The 18,638-nt window shown below is 69.3% G+C and carries 15 protein-coding genes, 1 tRNA gene and 1 pseudogene; 3 read left to right on the top strand and 14 right to left on the bottom strand.

What is annotated here, in order from left to right:
- Positions 1 to 206: 206 nt before the first annotated feature.
- From IHE57_RS16825 to IHE57_RS00310, 6 genes and pseudogenes are all read right to left on the bottom strand, one after another.
- Positions 207 to 974 (bottom strand): annotated as a pseudogene (locus tag IHE57_RS16825) (serine/threonine-protein kinase); the annotation flags it as partial.
- Positions 971 to 2,440: a peptidoglycan D,D-transpeptidase FtsI family protein gene (locus tag IHE57_RS00330; RefSeq protein WP_209324467.1), complete on the bottom strand. Its 1,470-nt coding sequence runs from the start codon at positions 2,438 to 2,440 to the stop codon at positions 971 to 973. The gene IHE57_RS00330 and the pseudogene IHE57_RS16825, both read right to left, overlap by 4 nt.
- Complete coding sequence (locus IHE57_RS00325; RefSeq protein ID WP_209370037.1) at positions 2,437 to 3,981, bottom strand: FtsW/RodA/SpoVE family cell cycle protein; 1,545 nt, start codon at positions 3,979 to 3,981, stop codon at positions 2,437 to 2,439. The genes IHE57_RS00330 and IHE57_RS00325 overlap by 4 nt, the downstream gene beginning before the upstream one ends.
- Positions 3,981 to 5,405 (bottom strand): PP2C family protein-serine/threonine phosphatase, encoded by a 1,425-nt coding sequence (locus IHE57_RS00320; RefSeq protein ID WP_209370035.1) that lies wholly within the window; start codon positions 5,403 to 5,405, stop codon positions 3,981 to 3,983. The genes IHE57_RS00325 and IHE57_RS00320 overlap by 1 nt, the downstream gene beginning before the upstream one ends.
- The gene (locus tag IHE57_RS00315) at positions 5,402 to 5,908 is read right to left on the bottom strand and encodes an FHA domain-containing protein FhaB/FipA (protein WP_209324470.1); all 507 of its coding nucleotides are present in this window, start codon (positions 5,906 to 5,908) and stop codon (positions 5,402 to 5,404) included. The genes IHE57_RS00320 and IHE57_RS00315 overlap by 4 nt, the downstream gene beginning before the upstream one ends.
- Entirely contained in the window at positions 5,905 to 6,777 is an 873-nt protein-coding gene (locus IHE57_RS00310) for a DUF3662 and FHA domain-containing protein (RefSeq protein ID WP_209324471.1), read from the bottom strand. Before IHE57_RS00310 ends, IHE57_RS00315 begins: the two co-directional genes overlap by 4 nt.
- Before the next feature lie 307 nt (positions 6,778 to 7,084).
- Between IHE57_RS00310 and IHE57_RS00305 the strand changes: the two genes are divergently transcribed.
- Positions 7,085 to 7,168 (top strand) — tRNA-Leu (locus tag IHE57_RS00305).
- A gap of 115 nt (positions 7,169 to 7,283) precedes the next feature.
- Here IHE57_RS00305 and IHE57_RS00300 read toward each other — a convergent pair.
- The 7 genes from IHE57_RS00300 to IHE57_RS00270 form a co-directional block, all read right to left on the bottom strand.
- Complete coding sequence (locus tag IHE57_RS00300) at positions 7,284 to 8,498, bottom strand: hydroxymethylglutaryl-CoA synthase family protein (RefSeq protein ID WP_209324472.1); 1,215 nt, start codon at positions 8,496 to 8,498, stop codon at positions 7,284 to 7,286.
- Positions 8,495 to 9,562 (bottom strand): hydroxymethylglutaryl-coenzyme A reductase family protein, encoded by a 1,068-nt coding sequence (locus IHE57_RS00295; protein ID WP_209324473.1) that lies wholly within the window; start codon positions 9,560 to 9,562, stop codon positions 8,495 to 8,497. The genes IHE57_RS00300 and IHE57_RS00295 overlap by 4 nt, the downstream gene beginning before the upstream one ends.
- Entirely contained in the window at positions 9,559 to 10,704 is a 1,146-nt protein-coding gene (gene fni, locus IHE57_RS00290; RefSeq protein WP_209324474.1) for a type 2 isopentenyl-diphosphate Delta-isomerase, read from the bottom strand. The genes IHE57_RS00295 and fni overlap by 4 nt, the downstream gene beginning before the upstream one ends.
- Positions 10,694 to 11,788 (bottom strand): phosphomevalonate kinase, encoded by a 1,095-nt coding sequence (locus IHE57_RS00285; RefSeq protein ID WP_209370033.1) that lies wholly within the window; start codon positions 11,786 to 11,788, stop codon positions 10,694 to 10,696. The genes fni and IHE57_RS00285 overlap by 11 nt, the downstream gene beginning before the upstream one ends.
- Positions 11,785 to 12,759 carry a diphosphomevalonate decarboxylase gene (mvaD, locus tag IHE57_RS00280; RefSeq protein ID WP_209370031.1) on the bottom strand — a complete coding sequence of 325 codons (975 nt, stop codon included), beginning with the start codon at positions 12,757 to 12,759 and terminating at the stop codon, positions 11,785 to 11,787. The genes IHE57_RS00285 and mvaD overlap by 4 nt, the downstream gene beginning before the upstream one ends.
- A complete protein-coding gene (gene mvk, locus IHE57_RS00275; protein WP_209370029.1) occupies positions 12,756 to 13,727 on the bottom strand; it encodes a mevalonate kinase in 972 nt (323 codons plus the stop codon). The genes mvaD and mvk overlap by 4 nt, the downstream gene beginning before the upstream one ends.
- 143 nt (positions 13,728 to 13,870) lie before the next feature.
- The gene (locus tag IHE57_RS00270; protein ID WP_209324478.1) at positions 13,871 to 15,241 is read right to left on the bottom strand and encodes an FAD-binding oxidoreductase; all 1,371 of its coding nucleotides are present in this window, start codon (positions 15,239 to 15,241) and stop codon (positions 13,871 to 13,873) included.
- Positions 15,242 to 15,332: 91 nt separating this feature from the next.
- Here IHE57_RS00270 and IHE57_RS00265 point away from each other — a divergent pair, with 91 nt between their 5' ends.
- Complete coding sequence (locus tag IHE57_RS00265; protein ID WP_209370027.1) at positions 15,333 to 17,129, top strand: bifunctional 3'-5' exonuclease/DNA polymerase; 1,797 nt, start codon at positions 15,333 to 15,335, stop codon at positions 17,127 to 17,129.
- Positions 17,130 to 17,220: 91 nt separating this feature from the next.
- Positions 17,221 to 17,688 (top strand): VanZ family protein, encoded by a 468-nt coding sequence (locus IHE57_RS00260; RefSeq protein WP_209324480.1) that lies wholly within the window; start codon positions 17,221 to 17,223, stop codon positions 17,686 to 17,688.
- A gap of 16 nt (positions 17,689 to 17,704) precedes the next feature.
- On the opposite strand, the gene IHE57_RS00255 is transcribed toward IHE57_RS00260, so the two are convergent.
- Positions 17,705 to 18,634 carry a methyltransferase family protein gene (locus tag IHE57_RS00255; RefSeq protein ID WP_366933805.1) on the bottom strand — a complete coding sequence of 310 codons (930 nt, stop codon included), beginning with the start codon at positions 18,632 to 18,634 and terminating at the stop codon, positions 17,705 to 17,707.
- Between the last annotated feature and the right edge of the window lie 4 nt (positions 18,635 to 18,638).

Below are 18,638 nucleotides of genomic sequence, written 5' to 3'. Positions count from 1 at the left end.
CCGTTCGGGTAGACCTGGGTGGCGTCATTGGACGCGGTGATCGGCATGGCCTTCGTCGTGGCCACGGGCTCGGGATTGTTGAAGACCTGGGTGAGCGCCTCGGAGGCGGCATTGCCGTGCCGCATCTGCGGCAGCAGCTCCTCGGCTCCGGCGACGTCGCCACCCGAGAGCGCCTCGGCGGCCTTGGCCACCTTCATGGCGTCGGAGGGCCGGCGGTCGGGCTTCTTCTCGAGCAGGCAGTCGACGAAGCGGCGCAGCGGTTCGGAGACCGTGTCCGGCAGCGGCGGATGCTGCTGGTTGACCTGAGCGATGGCGATCGCGACCTGCGAATCACCGGTGAACGGACGCTGCCCGGCCAGCGCCTCATAGGCGATGATGCCGAGTGCGTAGAGGTCCGAACCGGGACCCGAGCCCTTTCCGGTCGCCTGTTCGGGAGCGAGGTACTGGGCGGTGCCCATGACCTGGCCGGTCTTCGTCAGCGGGGCCTGATCGGTGACCCGGGCGATGCCGAAGTCCGTGATCTTGACCCGGAAGTCCGGGGTCATGAGGATGTTGCCGGGCTTGATGTCGCGGTGGATGACCCCGACCTTGTGCGCGGCCCCCAGCGCCTGCGCGGCCTGCGAGACGATGCTCAGCGTATCGGTCTCTGACAGTGGCGCGCTGCGTTCGATGATGGCCGACAGCGCCTCACCGGGAACGTACTCCATGACCAGGTAGGGCGAGCCCTGTTCGTCGCCGTAGTCGTAGACTCCGGCGATGCCGGGATCGGAGACCCGCCCCATGTTCTGCGCCTCGGCGCGGAAGCGGGCGAGGAACGTCGATTCGGAGAGGTATTCGTCCTTGAGGATCTTCGCCGCGACCTCACGGCCGAGCACGGAGTCCACACCCTTCCAGACCTCGCCCATGCCGCCGACGGCGATTCGGGAGGTGAGCTTGTATCGGTTGCCCAACAGGGTGCCTTCAACGGGTCTCATTTCTCGACCACCGCTTCCATCATGTTCTTGGCGATCGGCCCGGCGACCGTCGCTCCATAAGCTTCGCTGCCCGCGTTTCCGCCGTTCTCGACCACAACCGCGACCGCCACCTCGGGATCGTCGGACGGGGCGAAGGAGATGAACCAGGCGTGGGGTGCCGCGCCCTTCGCGTGCTGGGCGGTGCCGGTCTTCGCGGCGACCTTCATGCCGTCGATCTTCGCCACCGAGGCGGTGCCGTTGTCGACGACCCCGGTCATCATCTGGGTGAGCTGCTCGGCCGTGTCGCCGGAGACTGGGCGGGAGAGCTCCTTCGGGCGCGTCTCGGAGATCGGTTCGAGGGTGTTCGCGTTGAGCACCCGGTCGACGAGCTGGGGCTTCATCATCTTCCCGCCGTTGGCGATGCCCGCGGTCATCATCGCCATCTGCAGCGGGGTGGCCTTGACGTCGTACTGACCGATGGCCGAGTACGCGAGCTGCGGCGGATCGAGGTCGGTCGGGAACGTCGAGGGAGTGACATTGAGCGGAATCTCGAGCTCCTTGCCGAAGCCGAACTTCTCCGCCTGCTTGCGGATCGTGTCCTCGCCGAGGTCCATGCCGAGTGAGGCGAAGGAGGTGTTGCAGGATTCGGCGAGCGAATCGGCCAGGGTCGGCTTGCCGCCGTTGCGGCAGGCTCCCGGATGGGAGTTCTTGATCTGCAGGTTCGTCTGCGGCATGTCCAGTGCCGCCGGGCCGTTGAGGTTGGAATCCGGTGTGTAGTCACCGGACTCGAGGGCGGCCGCGGCCACGAGGACCTTGAAGGTCGATCCCGGCGGGTAGAGGTTGCCGCCGATGGCTCGGTTGTAGGCGGGTTTGCCCTCGGCGGATTCGAGGTTCTCGAAGGCCGAGCGTGCCTCGTCGGTGTCATGGCTGGCCAAGGCGTTCGGGTCCCAGCCGGGGGTCGAGGCCATAGCCAGGATCTTCCCGGTCTTCGGATTGATCGCCACGGCCGCACCGTTCTGGTTGCCCAGGCCGTCCCAGGCCGCTTTCTGCACCTTCGGGTCGATCGTCAGCTCCACGGCCGCACCTCGCGGCTGCTCGCCCGTGAAGAAGCTGCCGACCTTGTCATAGAACAGGGCGTCGGAGTCGCCGGAGAGGTAGTCCCCGGCAGCGCGCTCCATGCCCGAGGCGCCGGAAACGACCGAATAGTAGCCGGTGAGCGAAGCATAGGCGCGCGGATCGAGACCCTCGGAGCCGTACTTGCGCTGGTACTTGTACTTGTCGTCGACGGGCTCCGAATAGGCGATCGGAGTGCCGTCGACGAGGATCGGACCGCGGTCGCGGGCGAGCTGATCGAGGACCTGACGGTTGTTGAGCGGATTGTGGTTGAGCGAATCCGCGGTGACGTACTGCACCCAGCTCGTCGATCCGAACAGGAGCGCGAACATGACGAATCCGACGACCGCGATATGTGTCAATGGCTTCTTCATCGTTCACCTCCGGCAGGTCCCAGGTAGTCAGTCGGTGCGTCCTCATCGGCGGGACCGAGGGTCGTGGTCGGCGCCTCCTCCTCGGATCTGCGCGCGGGCTCCTCGGATCTGCGCGTCCGTTCGTCAGTGTTGTGCGCCTGAACGGAGGCACCGGCGGAGCCGGGCTCCGGATCCTCGGTGATCTTGAGCACGCCCGTGTGGAAGTCCTCGACGGGACGGCGGGCGTTGTCCGAGATGCGCAGCAGCAGGGCGATGATCATCCAGTTCGCGATCAGCGAGGAACCGCCCTGCGCGAGGAACGGCGTGGTCAGACCCGTCAGCGGGATGAGGCGGGTGACGCCGCCGACGACGACGAAGACCTGCAGGGCGATCGTGAAGGACAGCCCGGTGGCCAGCAGAGTGCCGAAGCCGTCGCGCAGCTGCTGGGCGGTGCGGATGCCGCGCTGGAAGATGAAGAGGTAGCACAGCAGGATGACGAAGAGGCCGGTCAGGCCGATCTCCTCGCCGAAGCTCGCGTAGATGAAGTCGGATTCCGCATAGGGAACCATATTCGGGCGGCCCTCACCGAAGCCGGTGCCGACGAGTCCGCCGTTGGACATCCCGAACAGCCCCTGGACCAGCTGGTAGGAGCCGCCCGGGGTCTTGTTGTACTCCTCGGGGCTGAGCGCATTGAGCCAACCGGACACACGCTGGCCCACATGGGAGAAGATGAACGTCGCGGCGACGGCGCCGGCCGAGAAGAAGCCGAGGCCGAGGATGATCCACGAGACCTTCGAGGTGGCCACATAGAGCATGGCCACGAACAGGCCGAAGAACAAGAGCGAGGTGCCGAGGTCGCGTTCGAACACGAGGATGCCGACACTGGCGACCCAGGCGATGACGATGGGACCGAAGTCGCGCAGGCGGGGGAACCGGATGCCCAGGATCTTCGGTCCGGCGGCCACGAGCTGGTCCTTGTAGCTGACGAGGTAGCCGGCGAAGAAGATGGCGAGCAGGATCTTCGCGATCTCGCCGGGCTGGAAGGACATGGGGCCGACGCCGATCCAGATGCGGGCGCCGTTGACCGTCTTGCCGAGACCCGGAACCAGCGGCAGCAGGAGGAAGAGGAGAGCCGCGAAACCGGAGACGAAGGTGTAGCGGCGCAGCCAGCGGTGGTCCTTGACGACGAAGATCACCGCGATGGCCAGACCCACACCGAGCGTCATCCAGACCAGCTGGGTCATGGCCGAGCCCTGGTACTCGTCGCGCCCGAGATCGACCCGGTAGATCATGGCCAGGCCGAGTCCGTTGAGCAGCACCGCGATGGGCACGAGCACGGGATCGGCGTACTTCGCCTTGATCCACACGATGATGTGGAGGACGAGGCCCAGGGCCGCCAGCCAGCCCGCGTAACCGTAGACGTTGGCCGGGACCGTGTCCTCGACACCGAGGCCGACGAGGGCATAGGCGCTGGTGGCGACGGCGATAGCGAGAATCATGAGGCCGAGCTCGGCCAGCCGGTAGGTTCTGGGGCGCGCGACCTGGGAGGGAGCCTGGGACATCACTGCGACTCCCGGGTGATGGCGTCACTGGGGTCGGCGGAGGTCGAGCTCGGAGGGGACGGCGCCGGGTCGGTCGGGCTCGTCGAGTCCTCGACATTGCCCGAGACGCCGCTGGAGCGCTCGGATTCCTTGCGCAGGTTGTCGATGATGCGATCGGCCTCGTCCCGCGAACCGGCGGGGATGGACCCGCGCAGGCGGTCCTGCGAATAGCTGTTGAGGCTTCCGACCTCGATGTCCGTGGTGTCCTCGAGACGGCTGAGCTCGATCGGGCCGAGCGTCGTGTCGATGCCGCGGTAGAGCGAGACCTTGCCCTCATCGGCGGCCACGTAGTACTGGCTGCTCACATAGTTGTAGGCGAAGAATCCTCCGACGGCCAACGCGATGATGACCAGCCCCGTGATGATCCACCCGAGGAAGGATCTTTTGCCGACCTCTTCGTCGAGGTCGTCCTCCTCCTCTTCGTCGCCGGGCCCGGTCCGCAGCGGCTGAGTGGCGCCGTCGCGGGCCTTCGGATCATCGTCTCCGGACACGGCCTGCAGCGGCACGGTGTCGGTGGGCACATCCCCGTCGCCGTAATGCGTCTCGGTGTCGGCTGGGGACTCGGCCTCGGTGTTCTCCCCGATCGCGGCATAGCGGGGGTTGAGATGGACGGAACCGACGGAGACGCCGGCGGGGGTCTCGACCTCGCCTTCGAGCACGTCGCCGACGACGACGGTGACGTTGTCGGCGCCGCCGCCGGCCAGGGCGAGGTCGATGAGCTGACGACAGGCCTCGTCTGGGTCGGACACCTCGGTGAGCACTCGGGTGATGTCATCGAGGTCGGCGAACCCGGTCAGACCGTCGGAGCAGAGCATCCAGCGGTCGCCGATCTGGGCCTCACGCAGGGACAGGTCGAGGTCGGGAGAGGCGCCGACATCGCCGAGGACCTTCATGACCACGGATCGCTGCGGGTGGGTCTCGGCCTCTTCGGCCGTGATCCTGCCCTCGTCGACGAGCATCTGCACGAACGTGTGATCGTGGGTGATGGGCTGGAGTCGGCCGTCGCGGAGCACATAGCCGCGCGAGTCGCCGATATGGGCCAGGGCGAAGCGGTTGCCCGGCGCGCGCAGCACCGCGGTGACCGTTGTGCCCATGCCCGCGAGCTCCGGCTGCTCGCCGACTCCGCGGCAGATCCGATCATTGGCCTCGAGGATCGAGGTGCGCAGCAGTTCGAGGGAGTCCTCGCCGCCGGGTTCGCGGTCGAGCTCGGCGAGCCTGGCCACCGTGATCGCCGAGGCGACGTCTCCGCCGGCGTGCCCGCCCATGCCGTCGGCGATGAGGAGGAAGTTCGGACCCGCATAGCCGGAGTCCTGGTTGTTCTTACGCACCAGCCCGGTGTGGGACCGGGCTGCCGAGCGGAGGGTGATGGTTCCGTCGGTCGTCACGATCGGGTCTCCAGGGTCGTGTGTCCGATGGTGATCCGTGTGCCGATGCGCAGTCGCACGGGGCCGGTCATGGGTGAGCCGTCGACGATGGTGCCGTTCGTCGAGCCGAGGTCCTCGAGCAGCCAGGCTCCGTTCTGCGCGGAGATCCGGGCGTGGTGGCTGGAGGCGAAGTCGTCATTGATGACGATCGTGTTGTCCGGTGCCCGGCCGAAGGTCACGGGCGCCCCGGAGAGCATGAGCGAGGTGCCGGCAAGAGGGCCGTCGGTGACGCGGATGGTGCCCGGGTGGGCGTGCGCGATGGGGGCGGCCGCCGGGGCCTGGCGCGGCGCGGGAGCCGGTCGGGAGGCCGGTGCGGGGGCGGACTTGGAGCCGCCTCGGCGGGACTTGCGGCCGCGTCTGGGACCGAAGATGTCCCGGCGCAGCACCCCGGCGACTCCGAACACGAAGAGCCAGAGGAGGACGAAGAAGGCCAACCGGAAGACGGTGACGGTGAATTCGCTCACTGGGCGTCCCGCTCGCTCTCGTGATAGTGGACTTCGGCCTCACCGGCGAGCAGGACGTCGCCATCGGCCAGGTTCGCTGAGGTGAGCTTGCGTCCGTGCAGGAGCGTGCCGTTCGTCGAACCGAGGTCATTGGCCACGGCGTGGTCGCCTTCGACGATGATCTCGAAGTGGCGGCGGGAGACGCCCGGATCGTCGATGACGAAGTCAGAGCTCGACGAGGAGCGGCCGAAGGTGTTCGTCCCCTGACGCAGCATCTGCGTGCGACCGTCGATGCTCACGCTGGCCTCGATGGTGCGGCTGCGCGGCGGCGGTTCGTGCGCGGCCGGGCGGACAGTGGGATTCGGGCGTGAGGAGGTGGCCGGTCGGGCCGGTTCGGCGCTGCGGCGCGGCGCCGCGGGTCGGGCCCCGGAGTTCGGTGACTCGCCGACGATCGGATTGGCCCGGGAGACGGGGTCGTAGCCGCCGCGGTTGGCCGGCTGCGCGGCCGGGGAGCCGTCGGGGCGCTCGGTCGAGGACACGACGCGGTACATGCCCGTGTCGAGGTCGTCGGCGAGGGCGAATTCGACGGACACGGGGCCGACGAAGCTGTAGGCCTGCTCGACGGCGTGATCGCCGATGACCTGTCTCAGGTCGGAGCGCAGCTCGGACTCGAGTCCGGAGAGGCGCTCATGATCGGTCGGGGAGAGCTCGATGACGTAGTGATTGGCCGTCAGCGTGCGGCCGCGGGAGACCACGGCGGCCTTGTTGTCGGCCTCGCGACGCAGCGCGCCGGCGAGTTCGACGGGTTCGACCTGTGAGCGGAAGGCCTTGGCGAAGGCGCCGTTGACGACGTTCTCCAGCCCCTTCTCGAAGCGATCGAGTATCCCCATGGCACCTCCTCATCAGGTGTTGCCGTTCGTAGACGAACCGTTCGCCACGCATCGCTGTGGTCCCTGACCAGGCGGTCCCGGCCGAGCACAGTCTGGGCACATCAACACCCAATCCTAACGCGGTGAGGCTCTCAACTCACGTCACGCGTGTTCTCGGGGCCAAGCTGTGCTCGGATTCCCGGCCCGCGTCCAGGGAAGACGGCGGGGGCGTGGAGCCTGCCGAGATGTGAGGGTCGACACGTTTGGGCGGTTTCGCGGTCTTCGGTTTCATGTTTCGCCCGCACGGATGCTAGAGTCTTCTCTGTTCGCGCGAGTGGCGGAATTGGTAGACGCGCTGGCTTCAGGTGCCAGTGGCCGCAAGGTCGTGGGGGTTCAAGTCCCCCCTCGCGCACAGCGAACGAGAAGCCCCTCATCCGGACCTGAGAAAGTCGGATGAGGGGCTTCTTCGTGCCCGGCTGCCAGCGGCTGCCGGCGCGCGGTCGACGCCTTGCGCTGCCGGCGCCGCTTCAGGCGCGTTCGTAGAGGCGGGCGCGTCCGCGGATGCCGGCGAAGCGGAATTCTCCGGTGCTCACGCGCGGCGTCGTGTGGTCCTCGGAGCTGGGCAGCTCGGCCGCGTGGAGTGCGCGGTAGTCGGTCATCGACAGCGGCACCCGCGCATCGAGGGCCTCGGTCACGGCCTGCACACGTCCGTGCCGCTCATAGCCGGGCACGACGCGTCCGGTGAGGAATTCGCCGACGCTGCCCGATCCGTAGCTGAAGAGCCCGATGCGCTTGCCCGCGAGATCCTCGTCGTGGTCGAGCAGTGAGCACAGGCCGGCGTAGAGCGAGGCCGTGTACGAATTGCCGAGGCGGCGGTTGTACAGGGTGCTCGTCGCCAGCCCCGTGTCCCGCGGGCCTTCGCCTGCAGGTCCTTCGCCTGCTGAGTCTGCGGGGCTCGCGACGATCCGGTCGTCGAGTTCGACTCCTGTCAGTCCCGCGAGGTGGAGCTGGGCCTTCTTCGCCATCTTCGTGAACGGCTGGTGGTAGAGGATGCGGTCGATCTCATCGATGGCCGGTCCTCCCTGCTCCTGCAGATCCGTCCAGGCGCCGGTCAGCGCATCGAGGTAGGCGGTGACGGACAGCGCGCCGTCGACGATCGCCGTGGTCGAATCGTTCGGCCGCCAGAAGTCGTCGACATCTGCCGAGTTCAGACCCGAGAGCGGCTCGATCTCGAGCAGCCGCGGTTCGGCGGTCACGAGCATCGCCACGGCCCCGGCTCCCTGCGTGGGCTCACCGGGGGAGTCGAGCTCATAGCGGGCGACGTCCGCGGCGATGACGAGCACGCGCTGGTCGGGCGAGCGGGTGACGATGCCGACGGCAGCCTGCAGGGCCGCCGTGGCCGAATAGCAGGCTTCCTTCATCTCGACGACGCGCATGCGCGAAGGCAGCCCGAGCAGTCTGTGCACGGCCATTCCCGCGGCCTTCGACTGATCGGTGCCCGACTCCGTGGCGACGATGAGGGTCCGCAGACCCTCGGTGCCGCAGCGCTCGACGATCGGTGCGGCCGCGGCCGCGGCCATGGTGACGATGTCCTCGTCGGGGGCCGGGACGCTGAACTCGTCCTGGCCGAGGCCGAGGCGGAACTTGTCCGGATCGGTCCCGTTCGCCTCGGCGAAGTCCTCGAGCCTGACCACATGATGGGTGGTGGCCAACTCGATGTCGTCGATGCCGATCGCACTCATGCCTCGCCGTCCTCTCTGCGTTCCATCTCGATGTGGGTGGCCATGAGCTCGCCGGGATTCGTCTGCGCGGCGAGCAGGGACAGCTCGCCGCAGAGCACGGTGGCGGCCATGAGCGCGGCCAGGCGGCGGGAGTTGGCCCCCGGCTCGCGGTCGTCGCGGCAGCCCAGCCGCTCCAGCGCCTCGTCCACGTGCGGCAGGTCCTTGCCGTTGCCGACGGTGCCGACGATGAGGTGGGGCAGCGTGGTCGAGAAGTACAGTCCCTCGGGACGGTTCTCCGCATAGGTGATGCCCTGGGAGCCCTCGACGATGTTCGCCGCGTCCTGGCCGGTGGCCAGATAGAAGGCGAGCAGCATGTTCGCATAGTGTGCGTTCGCCGAGCGCAGGGCACCGGCGATGGTCGAGCCGACGAGGTTCTTGCGGATGACGATCTCGGCCATCTTCTCCGCGCTCGAGCGCAGGCGGCGCTCGACGACCTCGTGGGGCAGCAGGATCTCGGCGACGACATTGCGTCCGCGTCCGAGGATCCCGTTGACCGCGGTGGCTTTCTTGTCCGAGCAGTAGTTGCCCGAGACCGATCCGTAGTCGAGTCCGAGCTTCCAGGACAGGATGCGCTCCATGAGCGTGTCCGAGGCCTGGGTGACCATATTGTGGCCCGAAGCGTCGTTGGTCCGGAAGGCGAAGCGGACGAAGAGCAGATTGCCCACGATCTCCGGGTGGATCTCGATGAGCCGGGCATGGGCGCTGCCGGCGGCCACGAGCTCCTCGAGTTCCGGCATACGGTGGCGGATCGTCTGGGCGGCCGCCTCGGCGCCGATGGCCGATTCGGCCACGAAGAGGACGGACCGGGTCATCCGCTCATCGACGATGACGGTGCGGATGCCGCCGTCGATCTCGCGTGAGATCGAGGCTCCTCGACCGACGGAGGGCCACAGCGGGGTCTCGTAGGTCGCCAGGGGCACGGCCACCTCGGTGTGGGTGCCCGCCGGGACCAGCGCTTCGCCGCTGACCCGCAGGGGACCGACCCAGGTGGTCGGGATCCCGGTGATCGTGGTCTGCTGATTCACTGCTGATTCCTCCTCGAATGGACATCGGTGCGGTGCGCCAGGGCGACGACGTCGATTCCGCGCAGGCGGCAGAACTCGCCGAGGCGGCCCCGCACGAGCAGATCCGTGCCCGTGAGATCGGTGGACCGCTGCGCACCGAGCAGGGCGAACAGCGCCCTCGTCTGAGTCTGCCAGGTGCGGATGAGCTCGACGAGCCCCGCCGGACCATGATCGAGCACGGTCTGCAGGAAGGTGCCGGCGACTCCGACGGCCCGGGCCCCGCAGGCCAGCGCCTTGACGACGTCATAGGGGTTGCGGACCCCGCCGGAGGCGAGCAGCACGGGGGCCGGTTCGCTGTCGGCGGTTCCGGCGGGTGGGTTGGTCCAGGCGGGTGGGGCGTCGAGCAGGCAGGCCAGGGCCGACTGTCCGAAGCCGGTGAGCATCGAGAAGTCGTGTGCGCCGGCCCGATCGTTCTCGATGCGCAGGAAGTCCGTGCCGCCGGCACCGGAGACATCGGCGAATCCGACGCCGATCTCGGACAGCCGCGTCAGCGTGCGGCGGCTGAGCCCGAAGCCGACCTCCTTGACGATGACCGGCACAGGGCAGGCCGCGACGATCTCGGCGAGGCCGCCGAGCCATTCGGAGAAGTCCCGGGTGCCCTCGGGCATCGCGGTCTCCTGCACGGGGTTGACGTGGATCTGCAGGGCATCGGCGCCCAGCAGCTCGACGGCACGGCGGGCGTCCTCGGCGCTGCGACCGGCACCGAGATTGCCCATGACGAAGCCGTTCGGGTTCTCCTCACGGATGACGGTGAAGCCCTTCGCGGCCTGGTCGTCGTCGAGGGCCACGCTCATCGAACCGCAGGCCATGGGCAGGCCCGTCTCGGCGGCGGCGATGGCCAGATCCCGGTTGATCTTCGCGGTCGTCTCGGTGCCGCCGGTCATGCCGTTGACGTAGAAGGGGGTCGGCCAGGTCCAGTCACCGAGGGTCACGGACAGGTCCACCCTCTCGGGACTGGTGCCGTCCAGGGCGTGGTGGACGAACTCGAGGTCGTCGAAGTCCGTGCGCCGCGGCCCCTCGGTCTGCTGGGCCGAGGCCAGGCGCACATGGTCGTCCTTGCGCGCGGCGCGGGAGGTCGAGGCCCCAGGGGTCTCAGAACTCATCGATATCGCCTTCCTCTCGGTGGGTGCCGAGGCCGAGGTGCCGGATGCCGTGGGCGGCCCAGCCGGTCAGGATGGCCTCTGTGGTGCCGGAGACCTCCCGGGTCAGGGCGATGCCGCAGTCCCCGCCGCCGGCGCCCGAGGGCTTCGCGGCCGCACCGTGGGCCTCGGCGATCTCGCACAGGTGCTCCAGCGCCTCGGTCTCGATGAGGCTGCCGGAGGATTCGCCGAGGCGCTGGAGCAGCGTGCGGGCCGCACGGATGGTCTCGAGCGCCTTCTCGGGATCGTCGGCGTCGCAGGCGGCCACGAGGTCGTCGACGAGGCTGCGGGACTCGGCGGCGAAGGAGGTGAAGGGGCGCGGTTTGGCCTCGCCCGGTGTGTGCACGCGTTTGACGAGGTGCTCGGTCGAGGCCGGTGATCCCGTCCAGCCGACGAGCAGCCGCAGGGACTCCGGCGGGGTGATCCGCCTGACCCCGGAGCCCGCCCATTCGCTGCACTCGAGCGCCGAGGCGACCCCATGGGCCTCGCGATGGGCGCGCAGCGCCGCACGGTCGGGGGAGGAGTAGCGGATCCAGCCGCCGAAGGTGCTCGCGGCCAGATCCCCGCCCGAGGCGTTGGGGGCGATCGCGATGGTCGCGAGCAGGGCGAGCTTGAAGCGTTCGGCGGCGCTGAGGCCGAGGGCGTAGAACTCGTCGAGGGCGGCCACGGTGGCCACGGTCACCGCAGCCGAGGATCCGAGCCCGAACTTCCGGCCGTCGGCGTCGTCGAGTTCGCTGGAGATGTCGAGATCGAAGTAGCGGGGGGAGGCGCCGCGGGAGGCGCACAGCTCCTCGACGGTCGAGATCGCCGAGAGCACGTAGTCGGCGGGCCGGTGCTCGACGACGATGGCCTCGCCGCCCTGCTCCCGCCGCCACACCAGCGGGGCTCGACCGTATTCGGAGGAATGGATGCGTCCGGCGTTCTCGCTCTCGGTCAGCCGCACCGTGATGCACCGGTCGACGGCCACGAGCACGGCCGGCTCCGCCGGAGAGACGACGGCGTACTCACCGGCGATGAACAGCTTTCCGGGCGCCCGGGTGACGATCATGCCCGGCCGCCTTCGTCCGCGGTGAGCAGGTGGGCGCCGGGCCCGGGGCCGACGATGCGCACATCGCCGAACGCGGTGAGCCTGCCCGCCAGCGCCTCGGCCTCATGGGGCCGGACGATGACGGCGACGTTCGGGCCGGCATCGGCGGTGGAATAGGCCTCGAGCCCCTGCTCGCGCGCCTCGGCCACGGCATCGAAGATCGCATGGCTGGTCGGATTGAGGAAGCGGATCGGGGGCACGGTGGACTGGATGAGCCCGTGCATGCGCAGGGCGTGGGATTCGGTGATCTCGCCGATGCGGGTGAAGTCGCCCGCGCGGCAGGCGGCGAGCATCTGCTGCAGGTAGTCCTCGGTCGAGGACACCCAGCCGGGGTAGAACGGGGAGGTGGCGGCCGTCAGCCGCATCGCCTCGCGGGAGGACACTGCCTTGCGCGCCCGGTCGACAGTGACGATGATCATCCGCATGTCCGGGGCGGCGACGGATTCGGCGAAGGAGGACGCGTCGTCGCCGGCATGCCAGACGGCCATGCCCTCGGCGATGGAGCGGCAGGCGGAGCCGGAGCCGAGGCGGGCCAGCCGGCTGAGGTCGCGGCTGCCGAGGTCGAGGTCGAAGGCTGCGGCCGCGGCGGTGGCCAGAGCCGCGAATCCCGAGGCCGAGGAGGCCAGGCCGGCGCCGGTGGGCACCGAATTGCGGGAACGGACGAGGACCCGGTCATCACGTCCGGCCAGGACGCGCACGTGGTCGAGGAAATCCGAGATGCGTGCGGTCTGACCGGCATCGGCGAGGCCGCCGTCGAGTTCGAGGACATCAGCCTCGGCGCCCGGGGCCGGGGTGACCGTGGTCGTCGTCGCGAACTCGTCGAGGGTCAGCGAGAGGCTGCCGGCTGCGGGCAGGATCAGGTCCTCATCGGCTTTGCCCCAGTACTTGACCAGGGCGATGTTCGGGTAGGCCCGCGCCGTCGTCGTTCTCATGTCGGTCTGACCTCCGTCGTCCAGGTGCGCGGTGCTCCCGCGGCGCGCAGCGCCTCCGCCAGCTCCTCGGCGGCTTCGTCGTCATCGGCCAGAGCCAGCACGCAGCCGCCGAGGCCGCCGCCGGTGAGCTTGGCACCATGGGCTCCGGCCGCGGTGGCTGCGTCGACGAGGGCGTCCAAGGTCGGGGTCGAGACCCCGAGGCCGCCGAGCAGACCGTGGGCCTCGAGCATGCGCGAGCCGATCGTGACCCGATCGCCGGAGCGGATGTCGTCGACGGCGGCATCGGTGAGTTCGGCCAGCCGGCTGATGGTCGCCCCGATGCGCGAGGGATCCGCATCGCGGCGGGCACGGACCCCTCCGACCGCCTCGGCGGTGGAGCCGTGATGGCCGGAGTCCGCGAGGACGAAGACGAGCCGCTCGCCCACGTCGATGGTCTCGGCGCACCCGGTCTGGAACCGGATCGGGGCGGGCTTGGCCACGGCCCAGGCGTCGATGCCGCTGGGCCGGCCGTGCGCGACGGCCTCGGCGGCCTGCACGATCTCGTGGAGGGTCTCCTCGGCGAAGACGGTGGCTTCGAGGTTCGCCACGGCTCGGGCGACGGCGGTGGCCACGGCCGCGCTCGACCCCAGTCCCCGGCTGTGCGGGATCGCTGAGCGGATGAGCAGCTCCACCTCGGCGTCGGGGTCGTCGACGGCCGAGAGGGCGGCTCTCAGACCCGCGACGACGGGCCCCATCGGTTCGGGTGCGGTCTGGGCGGTGCCGGAGAAGAGCTGGCTCTCGATCCGGGTCTCCTGAGCGGGTGACCGGCGGATATCGGCCTGCACCCCGAGCCCGTGCAGCGGCACGGCCACGGCGGGCGAGCCGTAGACGACTGCGTGTTCGCCGAACAGGATCGCCTTCGCATGGGCGAAGCCCTGGGCGGTGCCCGCAGCGGTCGGAGGCGGATCGGTCTGAGAGGAATTGTGCATGCAGAAGCGTTTCGGGGTCTGTGGAATGATTCCACCATCATATGCCGTACCCCGGCCCATCCCGAAGACGAGGTGACCTCGGTCTCGGCTCGGACCCCCGCGCGGCGAGGAAGATCACATGATCTGCGGGTGCGGACGCTCTCTCACAGTCCTGTGTACACCGACCCGGGGTTGAAGATGTTGTCGGGATCGAGGGCCTGCTTGATCCGGTGGTTGAGCTCCATGACGTCCTCGCCGAGGTAGGGCGCGAGCCAAGGGGCCTTGAGTCGGCCGACGCCGTGCTCGCCGGTGATCGTGCCGCCGAGGCCGGTGGCCAGGTCCATGACCTCGCCGTAGGCGATCTGCGCACGCTTCTGCTGCTCTTCGTCCTTCGGATCGAGGACGAGCAGGGGATGGGTGTTGCCGTCGCCGGCATGGGCGATGACGGCGATCGTCACCTCGCGTTCGGCGGCGATCCTCTCGATGCCGAGCACCAGGTCGCCGAGCTTCGGCAGCGGCACCCCGACGTCCTCGAGCAGCAGCGCGCCCTTCTTCTCCACCGCGGGGATCGCGATGCGGCGGGCGGTGACGAAGGCCTCACCCTCATCGGGGTCCTCTGTGAGATAGCACTCGGAGGCCGTGTTGAGCGAGCAGATCTCCTGCAGCCGGGCCGCCTGCACCCCCGAATGCTCGCCGGGCTCGTCGGACTGCATGACGAGCATCGCCTCGGCCTCACGGTCGAGACCCATGCGCAGTTCGTCTTCGACGGCGTTGATCGAGGCGCGGTCCATGAATTCGAGCATCGAGGGCCGCATCTCGCGGGCGATGTCGAGCACGGCCTTCGTGGCGTCGTCGAGCCTGCGGAACATCGCGACCACGGTCGTCGGCGGCAGCTGGGCGGGGATGAGGCGCAGGGTCACCTCGGTGATCACACCGAGCGTGCCCTCGCTGCCGACGAAGAGCTTCGTCAGGGGCAGGCCCGCAACGTCCTTGAGCCGGGGGCCGCCGAGCTCGACCGCCCGGCCGTCGGCGAGGACGACGGTCATACCGAGCACATAGTCCGTGGTCACCCCGTATTTCACGCAGCACAGGCCGCCCGCGTTCGTGGCGATGTTGCCGCCGATCGAGCAGAACTCGAAGGAGGAGGGGTCCGGCGGGTACCACAGGCCGTGCTCGGCCGCGGCGGCCTTGACCTCGGCGTTGAACGCGCCGGGCTGGACGACGGCCATCCGGGTGATCGGATCGATGCTGATCTCGCGCATCCGATCGAGGGAGAGCACGATGCCCCCGGAGATCGCCGAGCTGCCGCCCGAGAGTCCGGAGCCGGCTCCGCGGGGCACGATCGGAACCTTCGCCTCGGCGGCGATGCGGACCACCGTCTGCACCTCTTCGGTCGAATTCGCTCGGACCACCGCCAGCGGCACTCCGGCGTCGGGATCGTTCGCCCGATCCCAGCGGTAGGCGTCCATCGAATCGGGATCGGTGATGACTGCCGAGGCCGGCAGGGCGGAGGTGAGGGAGGAGACAACATCCATGTTGTGATCGAGCCTTTCGCGCGGAGTTCGGCACCCGGAGTCCGCTCCCGACATTACCAGCCCTCGGGAGCTCACGGCGTAGTCTGAACTCATGACCGTCGCCCCCGACCAGCCGCCCGCCGCCTGCGTGCTCGGGACCATTCCCGGCTCCGGGATCGAGGGGTCTCGGATCGGCATCGTCGACCTCGATAGGACAGGTGCGGAGATCGGTCGATTCGACCTCGCCGAGGCGGACCTGCCCGAGTTCGCCTGTGACCGTGAGGATGCGGCCGCGAGCGTCGGGGCTGGGGGAGGCCGGGCGAATGCCTCCGGGCCGAGGTGGATCTTCAGCGACACCCCGAAGTGGTATCCGACTCTGCTGGCGGCGGGGGTGAGCATCGGACGCTGCCATGACCTGCGGCTGGCGCACGCGATCCTCGCTCGCTCCGAACTCGTCACCGCTCCCGGGCCGATCCGCGCCGCCGAGGAGTGGGACGCGGCACCCGCGGACGACAGCGCCGACGCAGGGGCCGCTGCGCTCTTCGAGGTCGATTCCGGTCGCGGCCATGTCCGGCAGGTGCCGCATGACATCGCGGCGGCGCTGGCCGAATCCGCTCGACAGCGGGCCGCCGTGGACACCGCGAGCGATCCCGGGCGGCTGCGGCTGCTGCTGGCCGCGGAATCGGCGGGCGGACTCGTGGCCGCTGAGATGCGCGCAGCCGGAGTCCCCTGGGACGAGGTCGCACACGACCGGATCCTCACGGACGCCCTCGGTCCCCGGCCGCTGCGCGATGGGAAGCCGGCGAAGATGCTCGCCGTGGCCGAACAGGTGCGTGCCGCACTCGAGGACCCGCGGGCCGATCTCGATTCCCCGAACCGTCTGCTGGCGGCCCTGCGCAATGCCGGCATCAACGTCGCCTCGACCTCGAAATGGGAGCTGGCCGGCAGCGATCATCCGGCGATCGCACCGCTGCTTAAGTACAAGAAGATGGCGAGGCTGCTGTTCGCCAACGGCTGGCGCTGGCTCGACGAATGGGTTGCAGACGGCCGCTACCGTCCCGTCTACGTGCCCGGCGGGGTCGTCACCGGACGGTGGGCGGCCAGCGGGGGCGGGGCCCTGCAGATCCCGCGGCAGCTGCGCCCGGCGCTGCGCGCCGACGAAGGCTGGCGGCTCGTGGCCGCCGATGTCGCCCAGCTCGAACCCCGGGCGCTCGCCGCCATGTCCGGCGATTCGGCGATGGCGGCGGCCGGGCGCGGCCGAGACCTCTACTCGGGGCTCGTCGAGGCCGGGATCGTGGCCACACGGGCCGAGGCGAAGATCGCCGTGCTCGCAGCGATGTACGGGTCGACGACCGGTGAGGCCGGAGCGCTCGTGCCCCGCCTGCGCACGAACTTCCCCGCTGCCATGCAGCTGGTCGACTCCGCCGCCGAGGTGGGCCTGCGCGGGGGAGTCGTGTCCACCTGGCTGGGGCGGACCTCCCCGGTGCCGAGCGAGGGCTGGCAGCGCCTGCAGAGGGCGGCGAACCGCTTCGATGCGAGCGGCGCCGATGAGCAGAGGGCCCGACGTGCCGCCGGAGACCAGGGACGATTCACCCGCAATTTCGTCGTCCAGGGCACCGCGGCCGAATGGGCGCTGGCCTGGTTGGCCGATCTGCGGCTGCGCCTGGCCCGACTGCCCGCCGTCGATGCCCGGCCGGCGACCGCCTCGGGGCCGGTGTTCTCTTCGCGGGCGCATCTCGTCTTCTTCCTCCACGACGAGGTCATCGTCCATGCTCCGGCCGAACAGGCCGAGGAGGCGGCCGCCGCGATCAGGGAGGCGGCCGCCTCGGCGGGCAGGCTCCTCTTCGGGAACGCCCCTGTCGACTTCCCGCTCGATCTGAGCATCGGTGAGAGGGCGATCAAGGGCTGAACTCGTACGCGCATGCGGCAGCGCGCATGGAATAGACTGGCCTGCTGGACGATGCGGCCCGGCCTTCCGAGTTCGAGCACAAGGAGATCCTATGAGGGAGCATGATCACCGCTTCGGCGACGCTCCGCTCGTGCTGCTGATCTTCTACACGATCTTCATCGGCCTCGTGACGCTGACGCCGCGGCAGCTCGACACGAGCCCCGAGAGCTTCATCGGTCGGCTGCTGGCCTTCCTCGCCTCCCACCGGCTCACCCAGTGGCTGAGCTATGAGCGGGTCGAGATGCTGGCCAATGTCGGCATGTTCGTCCCCTTCGGGCTGCTGCTCGCCCTGCACCTGGGCAGAAAGCGCTGGTGGTGGGGCTGGGTCATCGGGTCCGCCTTCTCCGGCGTCATCGAAGGCGTCCAGGGCACCGTGTTCACGCAGACGCGCTTCGCCACTCTCAGCGATTTCGTGACGAACACGATCGGTGCGGGCCTGGGCGCGGTTCTCGCCCTGCTCGTCATGGCGGCCTTCCCGCCGCGCGAGGATGCGGGCTCGGCCGACCGCGTCGTCAGGTGAGTCGTCAGGTGGGCCGTCAGGAACGGGCCAGTCGCGGCCACCAGCAGCCCACGCTCCCGGCGTACTCCCGGTACTCCTCGCCGAAGCGTTCGAGCAGATCGGCCTCCTCGTGGGGGCGGATGAGCCAGTTCCACAGCAGCGAACCGATGAGCGCATAGACGACGACCAGCCAGGAGCCGATGAGCAGACCCATCGAGACGCCCTGGGCGAGGCCGGCGACGGCCATGGGATTGCGGACGAAGGCGTAGGGGCCGCGGGAGACCAGATGGTGGGCCATCTGCGCGGGCAGCGGGGTGCCGGAGCCGAAGTTCGCGATCGTCCGGGCCGACCACACGCCGATCACGCTGGAGAAGGCGAGCAGGGCGAAGCCCGCGACGGCCAGCAGGATCGGGAACTTGTAGGAGAGGTTCCACCGGTCCTCGAAGGCATTGATGATCACGGGCACGATGATGAGGAACACGCCCCAGAAGATGACGACCTGGATCGTCGTGCGCAGCAGGAGGTGGGAGCGCACACGCGTGTTCGAGCTGTGGAAGGCGAAGGGGCCGATGAGGATCCACTCGGAGGGGATGCGCCCGAGCAGCACGAGAGCGCCGAAGAGGACGCTGCCGACGGCGGCGAGCACCATGAGCACGGCCCCGAGACCGGCCTCCGTGGTGGCGGTGGCGTAGATGACCATGCCGAGCGCGACGAGCACTGTCCAGCCCGTGGCGATCCACACGGCCCAGCGGAGGTCGAGGGCGGCCAGCGCCGAGGCGATGACGAAGAGCGGGATGTCGACGAACGCGATGAGCAGCGGGTCGATGCCGCCCAGCGTGGCCGTCTGCAGCGCGGGAATCGTGCTGATGCCGAGCCACCAGGCGGCTCCCGCGAGGGCCTGGAGTGCGAAGTACATGCGGCCGTGGAAGATCCGCAGCCGCTTCTTGGGCTTGTTCACGCTCGTCACATGC

It is taken from the genome of Brevibacterium renqingii (genome assembly GCF_017808105.1).
Lineage (GTDB): Bacteria > Actinomycetota > Actinomycetes > Actinomycetales > Brevibacteriaceae > Brevibacterium > Brevibacterium renqingii.
Note: the sequence above shows the minus strand (reverse complement) of the source record. Positions and strands in the feature narration are given on the sequence as shown.

Coding starts and splice junctions, on each gene's coding strand:
- IHE57_RS00270 (WP_209324478.1), bottom strand. CDS start 15,241: ATGGATGTTGTCTCCTCCCTCACCTCCGCCCTGCCGGCCTCGGCAGTC.
- IHE57_RS00285 (WP_209370033.1), bottom strand. CDS start 11,788: ATGATCGTCACCCGGGCGCCCGGAAAGCTGTTCATCGCCGGTGAGTAC.
- IHE57_RS00310 (WP_209324471.1), bottom strand. CDS start 6,777: ATGGGGATACTCGATCGCTTCGAGAAGGGGCTGGAGAACGTCGTCAAC.
- IHE57_RS00330 (WP_209324467.1), bottom strand. CDS start 2,440: ATGAAGAAGCCATTGACACATATCGCGGTCGTCGGATTCGTCATGTTC.
- IHE57_RS00260 (WP_209324480.1), top strand. CDS start 17,221: ATGAGGGAGCATGATCACCGCTTCGGCGACGCTCCGCTCGTGCTGCTG.
- fni (WP_209324474.1), bottom strand. CDS start 10,704: ATGAGTTCTGAGACCCCTGGGGCCTCGACCTCCCGCGCCGCGCGCAAG.
- IHE57_RS00325 (WP_209370037.1), bottom strand. CDS start 3,981: ATGTCCCAGGCTCCCTCCCAGGTCGCGCGCCCCAGAACCTACCGGCTG.
- IHE57_RS00300 (WP_209324472.1), bottom strand. CDS start 8,498: ATGAGTGCGATCGGCATCGACGACATCGAGTTGGCCACCACCCATCAT.
- mvk (WP_209370029.1), bottom strand. CDS start 13,727: ATGCACAATTCCTCTCAGACCGATCCGCCTCCGACCGCTGCGGGCACC.
- mvaD (WP_209370031.1), bottom strand. CDS start 12,759: ATGAGAACGACGACGGCGCGGGCCTACCCGAACATCGCCCTGGTCAAG.
- IHE57_RS00265 (WP_209370027.1), top strand. CDS start 15,333: ATGACCGTCGCCCCCGACCAGCCGCCCGCCGCCTGCGTGCTCGGGACC.